Source organism: Acetobacter pasteurianus subsp. pasteurianus LMG 1262 = NBRC 106471 (assembly GCF_000285275.1).
Classification (GTDB): Bacteria; Pseudomonadota; Alphaproteobacteria; order Acetobacterales; family Acetobacteraceae; genus Acetobacter; species Acetobacter pasteurianus.
Map to the genome: position 1 here is coordinate 385,125 of NZ_CADO01000139.1, position 13,981 is coordinate 399,105.

Sequence of the window (13,981 nt, forward strand, 5' to 3'; positions counted from 1 at the left end):
CACTTCCTGTCTTGACATCGCGTATTTTCAACAAAAAGTTCAAAAACCACAGGGTGTCAAAAAACCGCAACACATTAAATCTTTTGAAATCAGTGAGTTGGCGGGAATGACCAAAAACTGTGCAATCTGTTGAAAGGGCTGACTTTCTGCGGTTTATGATGAGTCAGCCCCAGCTGTTCCACAGAGTTATCCACAAAAACGGTGGATGAAATTTCCCTTTTGACCAAGAGCGTATGATGACAGCTGATTCTACCCCTTCAGATACCCTGCCTGTGGCGCAGGAACAGGCAACCCCTGCCGTAAAAGGGGTGGAGGCCATTCGGCATGCGCTTAAAACCATGCCGCTTTCGCCCGGCGTGTATCGTATGCTCGGGGCTAAGGGGGAAGTGCTGTACGTTGGCAAGGCGTTGGCGCTTAAAAAGCGGGTAACATCGTACACCCATATCAACCGCCTGCCCGAACGGCTGCGGCGCATGGTTTCCGAAACGGTGGCAATGGAAATTGTGACCACCCACACGGAAGCCGAAGCGCTGCTGCTGGAGGCCAACTACATCAAGCGCATGAAGCCGCGCTTCAACATCCTGCTGCGGGATGACAAAAGCTACCCGTGGCTGATGCTGACAGATGCACATGCGTTCCCGCAAATTGCCAAGCACCGCGGCAAGGCCGTTAAAGGGTCCAGCCTCTGGGGGCCGTTTGCTTCGGCTTGGGCTGTTAACCAGACGCTCAACCTGATCCAGCGTGTTTTTCTGCTGCGCTCCTGCACAGATGCGGTTTTTAATTCACGCACACGTCCTTGCCTGCTTTATCAAATCAAACGCTGTTCTGGCCCATGTGTGGACCGGATAGATCAGGAATCTTACGGGCAACTGGTAGAACAGGCGCGGGAGTTCCTGTCTGGCAAGGATACGGCGCTGCGCGAAACCTTGGGGCAGGAAATGAATGCTGCCGCGGAAGCGCTGGATTTTGAGCGTGCGGCCGTGCTGCGGGATCGTATTCGTGCGCTGGCACAGATGCAGGAATCCAGCGTAATCAACCCGGCATCCCTACAGGATGCAGATGTGCTGGCACTGTGGCAGGAGGCCGGGCACGCCTGTATTCAGGTCTTTTTCATTCGCGGTGGGCGTAATAATGGCAGCCGCTCGTTCTTCCCGGCCCATACGCAGGATGCCACGCCCGCAGATGTGCTTTCTGCCTTTATTGCGCAGTTTTATGATGACAAACCATGCCCAGCCCAGATTTTGGTGAATTATGAATTGCCGGAATCTTTGCTGCTGACGGAGGCTTTATCTCTCCGGCGAGGCCGCAAGGTAGAAATTCTTGCTCCGCAACGGGGCGAGAAAAAGCAGGTGCTTGATCATGCCGTAACCAACGCGCGGGATGCGTTAAGCCGCAAGTTGGCAGAAACCGCAGGGCAGGCCAAATTGCTGCAAGGCGTGGCAGATGTTCTGGGGCTGGATGCGCCGCCCGAACGCATAGAAGTGTATGATAACAGCCATATTCAGGGCTCACATGCCTATGGTGTGATGATTGTGGGCGGGCCGGAGGGCTTTAACCGCAAGGCGTATCGCAAGTTCAAAATCAAAGGTCCCGTTACGCCGGGAGATGACTTTGGCATGATGCGCGAAGTGCTGGAGCGTCGCTTTGGCCGCGCCTTAAAAGAGGCGGAGGAGGGAGATACCTCCAACTGGCCTGATGTATTGCTGATTGATGGTGGCGCTGGGCAATATTCCGCCGTGCGCAGTGTGCTGGATGATCTGGGCGTAACCGGCGTAAAGCTTGTGGGTATTGCCAAGGGACCAGACCGTGATGCCGGGAAGGAATGGTTTTACACAGAGGACAAGGAACCCTTCCAGCTCGATTTGCGAGATCCCGTACTGTACTATCTGCAACGGCTGCGTGATGAAGCACACCGGTTTGCCATTACCACTCACAGGTCTGGCAGGTCTAAAACACTGGTGAAGTCGGAACTGGATGATGTGCCCGGTATTGGGCCGGCGCGTAAGAAGCTGTTGCTGAACACATTTGGTTCAGCCCGCGCCATCAAGCAGGCCGGTCTGGCAGAGCTGGAAGCCGCCCCCGGCATTAGCCGAGAAACAGCGCGCGCCATTTACGGCCATTTTCACCCGGACTGGACGCCGGGATGACCATAAGCATATGAGCATTGCGCAAGAATTCTGGATATCTGACACCTTTGCGATGGCATAAGCCATTCCAGCAGTGCAGGAAATAGGTTACTATATTCCGTAATGCTGACAGATCTGCCGAATGTCCTGACAATCTCGCGTATTGTAGCCATACCCATTGTGGTCACTCTGGCTGCATGGGGAAGCCCGCGTACAGATGCCCTTGCGTGTCTGCTGTTCATTCTGGCGGGAATAACAGATTATTTTGATGGCAAACTGGCACGCTCACGCCATCAGATGTCAGATTTCGGGCGCATGTTTGATTCCATCGCAGATAAGCTGCTGGTTGGGGCCTGTCTGATGGTGCTGGCTGGTTTTGCGCGTCTGCCTTATCAGGGTTTGTGGCCTGCCATTATTATTCTGTGCCGTGAAATTCTGGTTTCCGGCATGCGGGAATATCTGGCGGAACGTCGTGCACGCTTGCCCGTAACCCGTTTGGCAAAATGGAAAACCGGCTTCCAGATGACAGCTATTGGCTTTTTGCTGGCAGGCGATGGTACGGGCGCTTTGCTGGGTATGCCGTGGCTGCCAGTTGCGCTTATTGGTGCTGTATTACTTTGGATTTCTGCGGTGCTTACATTGATAACCGGCTGGGATTATTTAACAACCGGCCTGCGCCATGTTGAAATGTAAAAAACTTCGTTACTATTTTAGTAATGCGCCGCATCTATTCCAGAAAAATAACTTCATTTTGCGGCATCGCCTTGTGTCTGGTGGATAAACCGTTATTTAGCATGAGGTGCGGTTCTAAAGGGCCGCAATCGCAGGCAGGGAATGATTCGCCTGCTGTTGAAAGATGATGATTGCGGAGTCAAGGCATGCGGAAAGCCGCTCTTCTAGGTTTATGTATGATCGTGAGCGGATGTGCAGGCTTTGACAAGTTTGTATCGGATACAGCAACGCTTCCAGGTGAAAACCCCAATGCCCCATCGGGGGAAGACCTCAACATGCGGCGTATCAGGGGACAGTCTGCTGTAGATGTTCCCATTCTGCCAGAAGGTGGCAATATGTGGCCCGGCCCACCAACGCCATTGCCTACACTGGAAGATGTTGAAAAAGATCGAAGCGGCACTGTATTGGGTGGAGAATCTACATCAGGCCCGCAATTGCCTGATGGTGAGGAAATGAGCATTGGCGAAAAGGAAGATATTCGCCACGGCGTTGTTGGGGGTGGTACAGCGGGTAAACTGCCCGATGCAGAACCGGATGTTTCCAGCAAGTACGGGGCGCATCGGGGTGTAGGTGCTCCCATCGAAATTCCGAATGATGATGGTACCATTACCTTGATCCAGCCAGATGGATCCGTTAGCACCATCAAGGATAACCGTTCCACCGTACATCATTAAGGCTTACGCTGTTTAAGTGTGGCAGATGAATCGGCTGAAAACTCAAACCACGGCAGGCAGGCCATGACAGGCACCGTAAATATTCTTTATTTTGCCGCCCTGCGTGAGCAACTGGGGCGTGAAGGCCAGCAGGTTATTCTGTCATCCAATACTATGCCTGTCGCAACCTTGGTGCAGGAACTGCGCCAGCACGATGCAAAGTTGGATGAGGTGTTTGCCGCCACACCGCGTATTCGGGTTGCTATAAACCAAAAGCTGGGTGGATTTGATACCTGTGTGCAACCGGGTGATGAGCTTGCGTTTTTCCCTCCCATGACAGGCGGCTGAGACGCATGTCTGTCCGTGTTTTGGTGCAGCAGGCAGCTTTTGATACAGGAGCTGAAACCGCACGCCTTTCCAGCCTTTCCGAACAGGTTGGCGGTATGGGCCTGTTTATAGGGCAGGTGCGTGGTGGTGATGGCTTGCTAAGCCTGACGCTAGAACATTATCCGGGCATGACGGAAACTATCCTTCATCAGCTTGCACAGGAAGCTATGCAGCGCTTCAATCTGCTTGGATGTACGCTCATACACAGGGTTGGCAGGCTGGAGGTTGGCGCACCTATTGTGCTGGTGGGCACTGCTGCGGCCCATCGGGGGGCTGCACTTTCGGCCACATCGTTTTTGATCGATCGGCTTAAAACCGGCGCGCCTTTCTGGAAAAAAGAAGAATTCGCCAACGGCCATACTGCATGGGTGGATGCGCGAGAAGAAGATGAACACGCTGCGGCCGCATGGATGCACACAGCGCCTTCATCTTCCTGACCTTACGGTTTTTCAGGGCAATACTTTATAAATGGCGTCTGTTAGTTTGCGTAAATCCTGTTTTTCAATGGTAAAGGCAGGTGTTAGGTAAACAATATTGCGGAAGGGACGTATCCATACGCCTTCGGCAATAAAGCGCTGCCGCAATGCATCCGGGTTATTGATCTTTTTCAGTTCCACAACGCCAATGGCCCCAAGTGTGCGCACATCCTTTACGCCGGGTAGCGTGCGGCAGGGTTCGAGTGCTTCGGTTAGAAACGTGTTGATATCTTGCACTTGCTGAAGGCGGGGCTCGGTTTCAAACAGATCGAGCGAGGCATTGGCGCAGGCGCAGGCCAGTGGGTTTGCCATAAAGGTGGGGCCGTGCATCAGCGCGTGTTCGGGGTTGTCAGAAAGAAAAGCCTCAAACACATGCCGCCGCGCCACTGTGGCAGCCAGGGCCATGGTGCCGCCCGTAAGTGCTTTTGAAAGCGTGATAATGTCGGGCACAATGCCAGCCTGTTGGCAGGCAAACATGGTGCCGGTGCGGCCAAAGCCGGTAAAGATTTCATCTAAAATCAGCAGCACATCGTGGTCATCCGCAGCTTTGCGCAAGGTGCGCAGTGTTTGCGGAGAATGAAACAACATGCCGCCAGCACCCTGCACCAAAGGCTCGGTGATAATGGCGGCAAGTTCGTGCGCGTGTTTGGCCAGCAGATCCAGAAATACAGCGGTGCTGGCTTCATCTACCGGTAGAGGGGAGATCACATGCTCCATCAGGGCAGAGCCATAGAGGTGGTGCATGCCTTCTTCCGGATCACACACAGACATTGTGGCTAGTGTGTCTCCATGATAGCCACCACGGAAGGCCAGCATCTTGGTGCGTTTGGTCTGCCCTTTGTTCAGGCGGTACTGAATGGCCATTTTCATGGCCACTTCCACGGAAACCGAGCCTGAATCCGTAAAAAACACCCGTTCCAGATCTCCCGGCAACATGGCGCATAATCTGCTTGCCAGCCGCAGGGCGGGTTCGTGCACCATGCCGCCAAACATCACATGCGGCATGGTTTCCATCTGCTGGCATACGGTCTGGCGAATGTGGGGGTGATTATAGCCGTGGCAGGCTGTCCACCATGCGGCCACGCCATCTACCAGTTCCCGGCCATCGGTTAGGGTAATGCGCGTGTTGTGTGTGTGTGCTGCGGCAAGTGGCGCAGAGGCCGTTTTCATCTGGCTATAAGGTAGCCAGATATGGGGCAGGCCCTGCGTGTACCATTCCGGCATGGAAGATAGAGATGAGCCGGAAGCTTCTGTCATGGAATGTTTCCCCATAGATGATTGACCCGCCCTTCAGGCTGCGGCACCACATGTTACATGACGCGGTTTGATAATCTTTTCCAGAAGGGGCTGGCGGATCTGTCTGCTCAGGGGCGTTTGCGCACCTGTCAGCAGTGGCAATATGCCGAGGGTGCGCTGCTAAAACGTTCAGATGGCGTTGTGGTCACAGATTTTTCGTCTAACGATTATCTGGGCCTGCGCATGCATCCCTTGTTGCGTGAGCGCGCATGTTCTTGGGCACAGGCAGAAGGCAGCGGCAGCGGTGCTTCTCGGTTGGTTACGGGCACATCTTCCCAAGCCTGCGTGCTGGAAAAGCGTGTGGCGCGGCTAAAGCACATGCAGGCGGCACGTTTGTTTTCTTCCGGCTGGCAGGCCAATGCTTCCTTGGTGCCGGCTTTGGCACGGCTTTCTGCGCAGGTATGTGGGGCACCCGCCGTTATTCTGGCGGATAAGCTTATCCATGCCAGCCTGTATCATGGTTGTGCAGCGGCTGGTATACGCCCGATTCGGTTCCGCCATAATGATGTGGCGCATCTTGAAAGCCTGCTTCAAAAAACTGAAGGCGCAGGCCTGCGTATTGTGCTGACAGAAAGCGTGTTCAGCATGGATGGCGATGTGGCGGATATTGCCGCACTGCATGAGGTCGCCCAAAAACATGACGTTCTGCTGTGTGTGGATGAAGCCCACGCAACCGGCATATTAGGGCCAGAAGGTGCCGGTTTGGCAAACGGGCTGGCCGATGTGGTGATTGGCACATTCAGCAAGGCCTTGGGCAGCATGGGGGCATTTATTGCTGCCTCTGAGGGGCTATGCAGATGGCTGGATAACGCGGCTTCTGGCTTTATCTATTCCACAGCGCCTTCTCCTTTGGTGCTGGGGGCTGTTGATGCTGCACTTGATCTGCTGCCGCAAATGGATGCCCAGCGTGCTCATGTTGCCGCACTTGCCACCAGCTTTCGCCAAAAAATGCACGATGCGGGGCAGGATACCGGGCCATCTAGCACCCAGATTGTGCCTATTCTGGTAGGACAGGAGGCGCAGGCGCGCACTCTGGCCCAGAAGATGCAAGAGGCTGGTTTTCTGGCCGTGGCTATTCGCCCCCCCACGGTGCCACCGGGCGGCTGCCGTTTGCGGGTGGTTTTTCATGCCAACCATACATGGGCGCAAATGGAAGCGCTGGCTGATACGTTTATACGTGCAAGCAAGGGTATGGCGTAATGGCGCGGCTTTTACCTGTGTTTGTACACGGCTGGGCGTTTGGGCCGGAGTTCTGGCAACCCGTGCTTGCGCAACTGAACTGGGCAGATGCAGTAACATTGGACCTCGGTTTTTTAAAGCCAGAGGCTAGCGATGTTACAAAAGCAGTTACGCTGGATGATATATGCCAAAAGCAGCAACCCATACTGGGGATTGGCCATTCCCTCGGGTTCATGTGGCTGATGATGCAACGCAGGCAGGGCATTTTGCCAGCAGGGAGCCAGTTTGCAGGCATCAACACATTTGCCTGCTTTGCCAGCCGAGAGAGTTTTCCTGAAGGTGTGGCGCCGCGCATTGTGCAACGCATGATACGCGGCTTGGGCCGAGAACCTGTTGCGGTGGTAAATGATTTTCGCCAGCGCTGTGGCGCACCGCCTGTTTCTGCCGCACGTTGCCAGCCAGAAGAACTCGCACAGGGGCTTGATCTTCTGCGCACAGAAGATGTGCGGGCAGATTTGCCAACTGGCCTATTGGAAGTATTGGCAGGGCGGCAGGATGAAATTGCCTCACCCAGTATGACCGAAGCCTCTTTTCCTGCTCCGGCACATATCAAATGGGTGGAAAACGGAGCGCATCTGTTGCCTCAAACGCACCCGGTTGAATGTGCCCGGTTTTTGGAGACGTTGCGCAACAGGATGGAACAACAACTATGAGAAACTCCACCCGCGCTGCGCGTATTTGCCAAAGTTTTGATGCTGCCGAAAAGTATGATCAAGCTGCCACGGTGCAGCGTGTGGCAGCGCGTGAACTGTTCCAGCGCATACACACCTGCATGGCAGGCAAAAAGCCCCTGCGTATTTTGGAAATTGGCTGCGGTACAGGGTTGCTAACAGAACATCTGCGCGCTTGCTGGCCAGATGCAGACATTCTGGCAACGGATTTTGCGCCCAATATGCTGGCGCGGGCCAAAAGCCGGTTAGGGGAAAGTGTTTCCTACCATCAGATGGATGCGGCCACGCCAGATGTGAACGGCCCGTTTGATCTGATTTGTGGCAACCTGATTATGCAATGGCTGCCTGAACCCGCAAAGGTTTTGCGCACTCTTGCAGAGCTTCTGGCTCCCGGTGGTGTGCTTGCGGTTTCTACATTGCTGGACGGCACATTTGCTGAATGGCAGCAGGCCTGTGCGCAAGAAGGGCAGCAAGCAGCAACTCCGGTTTATCCAGAGTTAGCCAATGCACAGAATTGGCGCCCGCCTGCGTTTTCTGGTGGTTGGGCAGAGCAGGATATTGTGCAGGCTTTTGCAGATGGGCTGGATTTTGTAAGGCACCTGAAAGCCACAGGCGCATCTACCCCGCGTGAAGGATCTGTGCCGTTATCAGCCGTTCAGTTACGGCACGTTGCATTGCGGTTTCAGCAGGCAGGATGCGCCATTACCTGGCGTGTGGGCTATGCCTGTTTCCGCAAGCCGCCGCGGAAAGGGGTGTTTGTAACGGGGACCGATACCGGTATTGGCAAAACGCTGGTTTCTGCCTGTTTGGTGCGGCGCTGGCAGGGGGCTTACTGGAAGCCCCTGCAAAGTGGTCTGGCGGATGAGGAAGGAGATACCCCTACGGTTAAGCTCCTTGCGGGAGATCCGCCTTGCTTCAAACCCGCGGGGGCTTTTCTTGCACCTCTTTCTCCTGATGCCGCAGCGCGTGCAGAAGGTGTGCAGATTGATCCAGCCCAACTGGTGTTACCACAGGGTGAAGCAGATAAGCCGCTGGTTGTAGAAGGTGCAGGCGGCCTGATGGTGCCTGCAACGCCAGACCTGATGATGATAGATCTGGCCCAACGCTGGGGGTTGCCGGTAGTGCTGGTAGCACGCAGCGGCTTGGGCACGCTTAACCATACCTTGTTGAGTTTGGAAGCCTTACGTGCACGGCAAATTGCTGTAGCTGGCGTGGTGCTGAGTGGCCCGCTGAATGCGGAAAACCGTGAGACGATCGCGCAAAAAGGCAAGGTGCGCATTCTGGCAGAAGTGCCATTTTGTGCGGAAATTACACCAGATGTGGTGTCTGAACTGGCAAAGCTTTTTCCACAGTGGGACGATATGTGTCCAGAATAGAAAAACAGATACCTGCGGGGTAAGTTTTTTACTCCGCAGGCCGTTTACTTAATATTGGCGGATCAACCCGGCTAGGCAGCCCTGAATACGCAGTTTTTCAGCCGGAACAATACGGGTTTCATAGCTGGAATTGGCCGGTTCCAGCGCAATCATATTGCCCTTGCGGCGCAGGCGCTTGAGCGTAACTTCATGCTCATCAATCAGCGCCACCACAATCTGCCCGTTTTCGGCTTGATCCGTGCGGCGGATAATCACGTTGTCACCGTCGAGAATACCGGCATCCACCATGGAATCCCCAGCCACTTCCAGCGCGTAGTAATCACCACTGCCCAGCATTTCAGCAGGAACTGTGAGGACGTGGGAAGTATCAGGCACGGCTTCTATGGGCAGGCCTGCAGCAATGCGCCCATAAAGCGGGATTCTTACAGTTTCGGCTTTGGGGCGTGTAAAGCTGGCACGCACCACGTTGGGGGGAAGTTCCTGCATTTCTGGCAGTTGAATAACTTCCAGCGCCCGTGCCCGATGATGGTGACGGCGCAAGAACCCGCGTTCTTCCAGCCCGGAAATAAGCCGGTGAATGCCAGATTTGGAACGCAGGCCCATGGCCTCACGCATTTCATCAAAGGAAGGTGAGAAACCTGTCTGTTTAAGGTGCGAATCAATGAATAGTAGAAGTTTGTGCTGTTTGCGCGTCAGCATATCGCACCTCAAAAAGCGGCTGTCGTAATGAAAAGAAAATCTTGCGATTGTTCTATATAAGTTCTCTTTTTATGTCAAGGGAGCGATCAGGGCAGGCGGATAATCTGGCAAGGGGTGCCTGCTTTTTGTGCCGGGGCAAAGGGGGCACGAAGCACCAGAACCTGGCTTTGCCTGAGAATGTTCAGCTGTGCTGAATCCTGCCGGGAAAATGGCGTGGCCACAGGTACAGCGCCTTGCGGAGAGGGCGCAAGTGTTGCGCGTAAAAAATCCTGCCGGGCATCGTTTTCTTTCACATCACAACCCAGGATGGCGGCCTCTGTTTGCAGTTCATCGCCAACGGGTAGCCCCATTAGGGCATGCAGGGCAGGTGTTACAAACACAATGGAGCACACCATAGCGGCCACCGGGTTACCGGGTAGGCCAATAATGGGTGTGTTACCCAGCCGGCCAGACATCAGCGGTTTGCCGGGGCGCATGGCAATTTTCCAGAAATCCTGCTGCAGCCCAATTTCAGCCAGAGCAGGGCGCACCAAATCGTAATTCCCCACGCTTGCGCCACCAATGCTTACCAGCATGTCCAGTGATGCAGCTTGGCGGAACTGGGTTGTCAGGCTTTCCATGTTATCGCGCGCAATGGGCAGTATAATGGTTTCTGCGCCCTGCTGTTGTAGTAGGGCAGCCACCATGAAGGTGGCAGAATTGAAAATGCCATCTGCCGGGGCTGGGTCTCCCGGCAGGATAATTTCATCACCCGTGGCCAGAATACCCACACGCGGGCGGCGCGAAACCGTAAGCCAGACATGCCCGCCCGCAGCAGCCAGCCCGATATCTCGTGGGCCGAGTCTGCGCCCTGCGGGCAACAACTCATCGTTTTTCTGAAAATCCTGCCCCTGTTGCCGAATATACTGCCCTTGGCGTGCCGGGGCTGTCAGCTTGGCGTGATCGCCTTCACGCTGCACGTTTTCCTGAATGATGACGGTATCTGCGCCTGCGGGAATTTGCGCGCCGGTAAACAGCCGCACACATTCCCCTTTCTGCACCGTAACAGCGCATGGGTGGCCTGCAGGGGCTTCGCCCACAATGCGCAAAACCGCGCCTTCCAGCGCGTCTTCGGCTTTGGCGGCATATCCATCCATTGCGGAAACAGAAACCGGTGGGTTGGCCGTGCGGGCATGAACGGGCTGGGCCAGTACGCGGCCACAGGCCTGCGAAAGCGGCACAATTTCCTGCCCGCATGTTTTCAGGTTTTCAAGAATTCGGGCGCGCGCAAAAGCCACATCCAGCATGAAAAGTCCTCCTTTTTTGGCCTGTTGCACCGCTTTGATGCAAGAATACTTGACCTTTTGCACTTGTATGCGCATTTTGCCGGCACTTGAACACCGTCGGTGCCGTTTATGCGGCTCCGTACATCATGCTCTGCTGAGGAAGTCATGGCCAAGACCAACGTTATCAAGATCCGTCTCGTCTCCACGGCGGACACCGGTTACTTCTACGTGACCAAGAAAAATGCTCGTGCGCACACCGGTAAAATGGAACTGAAGAAGTACGATCCGGTTGCTCGCAAGCACGTCGTGTTCCGCGAAGCCAAGATCAAATAATCTGCATTCTTCGGAATGTGGATATGAAAAACGGCGCTCTCGGGCGCCGTTTTTTTATGCCTGCATGCGCCGGAAGCATGTGTTGTCCGGCACAGATATTAGGGGATGGCGCTTAAAACAGCGGGTCTCGCCTATCGTAAGGCACAACAATATCGTTACGGTCTGCCATGTTCAGCATGGCGCGGGCGCGTTCATCCAGAATATCTGTATCCAGAGATTGCTCACGCAGGCCGTTTACGCGGCGGTGCCATGCAGCCTGCTCGGCAATGGCATCCTGTTTGGACTGCTTGGCCTGTTCCAGCAGCCCCAATTGCTGCCTGTAGGCCTGAATACCGTGATCACCCTGCGTTGCGTTCCAGCCAAAATAGCCTGCAATGCCAAGAAAAACCAAAGGGGGCACAACCGCCCGCACTGTGCGACGAATGAAACGACCGATCTGCACTCTGGCGCTGCCTTTTTTCTGGTTCTGTGCAGTTTAGCCTGCACCTCTGGGTCTTCCTTTCTGTCTAAACCATGAAGTGTGGCAGCGCCAAGGCATGAGCGCATGAAAAAAGCCGCCTCCGGGTGGGAGAGCGGCTTTTTTGTAACCTGTTGCGCTAAAAGCGCTGTGGCTTAGGCGTTTTTCAGAATGGTGCGGCCTGCATAGCGTGCAGCCGTTGTCAGTTCCTGCTCAATACGGATGAGCTGGTTGTATTTGGCAGTCCGATCGGAACGAGAGAGAGAACCGGTTTTGATCTGCCCACAGTTTGTGGCCACAGCCAGATCAGCAATGGTGGAATCTTCTGTTTCACCAGAACGATGGCTCATGACAGCGGTGTAGCCAGCACGATGCGCCATTTCCACGGCCTGAAGTGTTTCCGTAAGTGTGCCAATCTGGTTGACCTTCACCAGCAGGGAGTTGGCAACACCAGCCTGAATGCCGCGGCGCAGGCGTTCGGGGTTGGTCACAAACAGATCATCCCCAACCAACTGGATTTTCTTGCCCAGTTCCTGTGTCAGCAGGGCCCAGCCTTCCCAGTCATCTTCGGCCATGCCGTCTTCAATGGAAACAATCGGGTAACGGCTTACAAGGTCAGACAGGTAGGACACCATGCCAGCGGAATCGAATACCTTGCCTTCGCCCTTCAGGTTGTATTTGCCGTCCTTGAAGAACTCTGTGCTGGCGCAGTCCAGCGCAAAGGTAACGTCTTCACCCGGGCGGTAGCCTGCGGCTTCTACGGCACGGGTGATAAAGCCCAGCGCTTCATCGGCAGATTTAAGGGCAGGGGCAAAGCCGCCTTCATCCCCAACATTGGTGTTGTAGCCAGCAGCGCTGAGAGCCTTTTTCAGCTGGGCAAAAATTTCCGAACCCCAGCGGATGGCATCGGCCACAGTAGGTGCACCCACCGGCTGCACCATGAATTCCTGAATATCAATGGGGTTATCTGCATGTTCACCACCGTTGACAATGTTCATCATCGGCACGGGCAGAACATGGGCAAACACGCCGCCAATGTAGCGGTAGAGCGGCACATGCAGTTCGGCAGCCGTGGCTTTGGCAATGGCGAGTGACACACCCAGAATGGCGTTGGCACCCATACGGCTTTTGTTGGGTGTGCCATCTAGATCGATCATGGCGTTGTCGATATCGATCTGGTCTGCCGATTCGGCACCCTGTAGCGTGGGTAGAATTTCGTTTTCAATGTTCTCAACAGCTTTGAGAACACCCTTGCCACCAAACCGCTTGGGGTCACCATCGCGCAGTTCTACGGCTTCATGCGCACCTGTTGAGGCACCAGAAGGAACAGCCGCACGCCCTCTGGCGCCGGATGCCAGCTCCACATCTACTTCAACCGTTGGGTTGCCGCGGCTGTCCAGAATTTCACGTGCGATAATGTCAACAATGGCACTCATTGGTGTTTCCGTTCCTTTATTGTCTGGCCTCTGGCGGCAGAAGCCGGTGTTATTTTTTTTGGTTCCGGGCGGAACACGGTGGGCAGGGTAAACCTGCCTACGGTTGCTAGTGGCCGCTTGTTGGGCTTTTCTGTCAACCATATTGGGTATGAAATTATCAGGTAAGGGCCTGCTGCACGTTCATGAAAAAACTTCCATTTCTGGCTGTGGTGCTTATGGCAGCGGGGCTTCTGCCCTTTGTTGCCTGCACATGCGGCATTGTGTTTTTCGATTCCGGCGTGCCTGTGCCCAATCTGTTGATGGCGTTGGTGATTTACGGGGCGGTAAGCCTGTCTTTTATCGGGGCCGTGCATTGGGGGCTGGCGCTGGAGCTTGATCGCGCCATTCTCACAAGCGGGGCAGACAGGGCCGATAATTTGCGGCTGGTTTTGGGTGTGGTGCCTGCTTTTGCCGGGTGGATTGCGGCTTATCTGGCTTACGCATGGGTGCCACTTGCCGGGGTGATTATTCTGGCTGTGCTTTTTCCGCTGGTGGCATTGGCTGAACGTGGCGCATGGCAGCGTGGCTGGTTACCGCCAGGCTATATGGGCATGCGCTGGATTGCCACGGCGGTAACGGAATGTTGCCTGCTCATGGTGCTTCTTGTGCGGGCATTCTGAACACTAAAGCGGCATAAGCCCTTGCAGAAGCAGGGTTTGAGGCGTGTTATAACGCCCAGATACAGCAGCACAGCGCCAGTAACGGAGGCAAGGTAGAAGGTATGAACGGCAAACCGCGCATTCTGGTAAAAGGGGCCGGTGTGGCGGGGGGGGGAGGCGCCCGGGCCCCCGCCGGG

15 protein-coding genes are annotated in these 13,981 nt (G+C 55.0%); 10 read left to right on the top strand and 5 right to left on the bottom strand.

What is annotated here, in order from left to right; translation table 11 throughout:
* Nucleotides 1-233: 233 nt before the first annotated feature.
* From uvrC to APA10_RS13695, 5 genes are all read left to right on the top strand, one after another.
* Nucleotides 234-2,147 carry an excinuclease ABC subunit UvrC gene (uvrC, locus tag APA10_RS13675; protein ID WP_003623000.1) on the top strand — a complete coding sequence of 638 codons (1,914 nt, stop codon included), beginning with the start codon at nucleotides 234-236 and terminating at the stop codon, nucleotides 2,145-2,147.
* Nucleotides 2,148-2,249: 102 nt separating this feature from the next.
* Entirely contained in the window at nucleotides 2,250-2,819 is a 570-nt protein-coding gene (pgsA, locus tag APA10_RS13680) for a CDP-diacylglycerol--glycerol-3-phosphate 3-phosphatidyltransferase (protein WP_003623001.1), read from the top strand.
* Between the two features lie 185 nt (nucleotides 2,820-3,004).
* Complete coding sequence (locus APA10_RS13685; RefSeq protein ID WP_003628697.1) at nucleotides 3,005-3,532, top strand: hypothetical protein; 528 nt, start codon at nucleotides 3,005-3,007, stop codon at nucleotides 3,530-3,532.
* Nucleotides 3,533-3,595: 63 nt separating this feature from the next.
* Nucleotides 3,596-3,859: a molybdopterin converting factor subunit 1 gene (moaD, locus tag APA10_RS13690; protein ID WP_035365619.1), complete on the top strand. Its 264-nt coding sequence runs from the start codon at nucleotides 3,596-3,598 to the stop codon at nucleotides 3,857-3,859.
* A gap of 5 nt (nucleotides 3,860-3,864) precedes the next feature.
* On the top strand, nucleotides 3,865-4,335 hold the full coding sequence (locus APA10_RS13695; protein WP_003628701.1) for a molybdenum cofactor biosynthesis protein MoaE: 471 nt from the start codon (nucleotides 3,865-3,867) through the stop codon (nucleotides 4,333-4,335).
* 12 nt (nucleotides 4,336-4,347) lie between these two features.
* Here the strand turns inward: APA10_RS13695 and APA10_RS13700 are convergent, their stop codons facing one another.
* Entirely contained in the window at nucleotides 4,348-5,646 is a 1,299-nt protein-coding gene (locus APA10_RS13700; RefSeq protein ID WP_003628702.1) for an adenosylmethionine--8-amino-7-oxononanoate transaminase, read from the bottom strand.
* A gap of 42 nt (nucleotides 5,647-5,688) precedes the next feature.
* On the opposite strand from APA10_RS13700, the gene APA10_RS13705 reads away from it, so the two are divergent.
* Genes APA10_RS13705 through bioD form a run of 3 tightly spaced genes read left to right on the top strand, consistent with a single transcriptional unit; the run spans nucleotide 5,689 to nucleotide 8,956 of the window.
* Nucleotides 5,689-6,870 (top strand): aminotransferase class I/II-fold pyridoxal phosphate-dependent enzyme, encoded by a 1,182-nt coding sequence (locus APA10_RS13705; RefSeq protein ID WP_003628703.1) that lies wholly within the window; start codon nucleotides 5,689-5,691, stop codon nucleotides 6,868-6,870.
* Entirely contained in the window at nucleotides 6,870-7,562 is a 693-nt protein-coding gene (locus tag APA10_RS13710; protein WP_003628704.1) for an alpha/beta fold hydrolase, read from the top strand. Before APA10_RS13705 ends, APA10_RS13710 begins: the two co-directional genes overlap by 1 nt.
* Nucleotides 7,559-8,956, top strand: coding sequence for a dethiobiotin synthase (bioD, locus tag APA10_RS13715; protein ID WP_003628705.1), 1,398 nt, complete (start codon nucleotides 7,559-7,561; stop codon nucleotides 8,954-8,956). The genes APA10_RS13710 and bioD overlap by 4 nt, the downstream gene beginning before the upstream one ends.
* A 48-nt stretch (nucleotides 8,957-9,004) precedes the next feature.
* Here the strand turns inward: bioD and lexA are convergent, their stop codons facing one another.
* Both lexA and APA10_RS13725 read right to left on the bottom strand, forming a co-directional pair.
* Nucleotides 9,005-9,655: a transcriptional repressor LexA gene (gene lexA / locus APA10_RS13720; RefSeq protein WP_003628706.1), complete on the bottom strand. Its 651-nt coding sequence runs from the start codon at nucleotides 9,653-9,655 to the stop codon at nucleotides 9,005-9,007.
* An 86-nt stretch (nucleotides 9,656-9,741) separates the two neighbouring features.
* Nucleotides 9,742-11,016, bottom strand: a complete 1,275-nt coding sequence (locus APA10_RS13725) for a molybdopterin molybdotransferase MoeA (RefSeq protein ID WP_080587183.1) — start codon at nucleotides 11,014-11,016, stop codon at nucleotides 9,742-9,744.
* Between the two features lie 69 nt (nucleotides 11,017-11,085).
* On the opposite strand from APA10_RS13725, the gene rpmG reads away from it, so the two are divergent.
* The gene (gene rpmG, locus APA10_RS13730) at nucleotides 11,086-11,253 is read left to right on the top strand and encodes a 50S ribosomal protein L33 (protein ID WP_003623017.1); all 168 of its coding nucleotides are present in this window, start codon (nucleotides 11,086-11,088) and stop codon (nucleotides 11,251-11,253) included.
* Between the two features lie 112 nt (nucleotides 11,254-11,365).
* Here the strand turns inward: rpmG and APA10_RS13735 are convergent, their stop codons facing one another.
* Together APA10_RS13735 and eno are read right to left on the bottom strand one after the other, a co-directional pair.
* Nucleotides 11,366-11,695 carry an FtsB family cell division protein gene (locus APA10_RS13735; RefSeq protein ID WP_003623018.1) on the bottom strand — a complete coding sequence of 110 codons (330 nt, stop codon included), beginning with the start codon at nucleotides 11,693-11,695 and terminating at the stop codon, nucleotides 11,366-11,368.
* Nucleotides 11,696-11,865: 170 nt separating this feature from the next.
* The gene (eno, locus tag APA10_RS13740) at nucleotides 11,866-13,146 is read right to left on the bottom strand and encodes a phosphopyruvate hydratase (RefSeq protein ID WP_003628711.1); all 1,281 of its coding nucleotides are present in this window, start codon (nucleotides 13,144-13,146) and stop codon (nucleotides 11,866-11,868) included.
* 182 nt (nucleotides 13,147-13,328) lie between these two features.
* On the opposite strand from eno, the gene APA10_RS13745 reads away from it, so the two are divergent.
* A complete protein-coding gene (locus tag APA10_RS13745; protein WP_003623021.1) occupies nucleotides 13,329-13,805 on the top strand; it encodes a DUF3429 domain-containing protein in 477 nt (158 codons plus the stop codon).
* Nucleotides 13,806-13,981 lie beyond the last annotated feature (176 nt).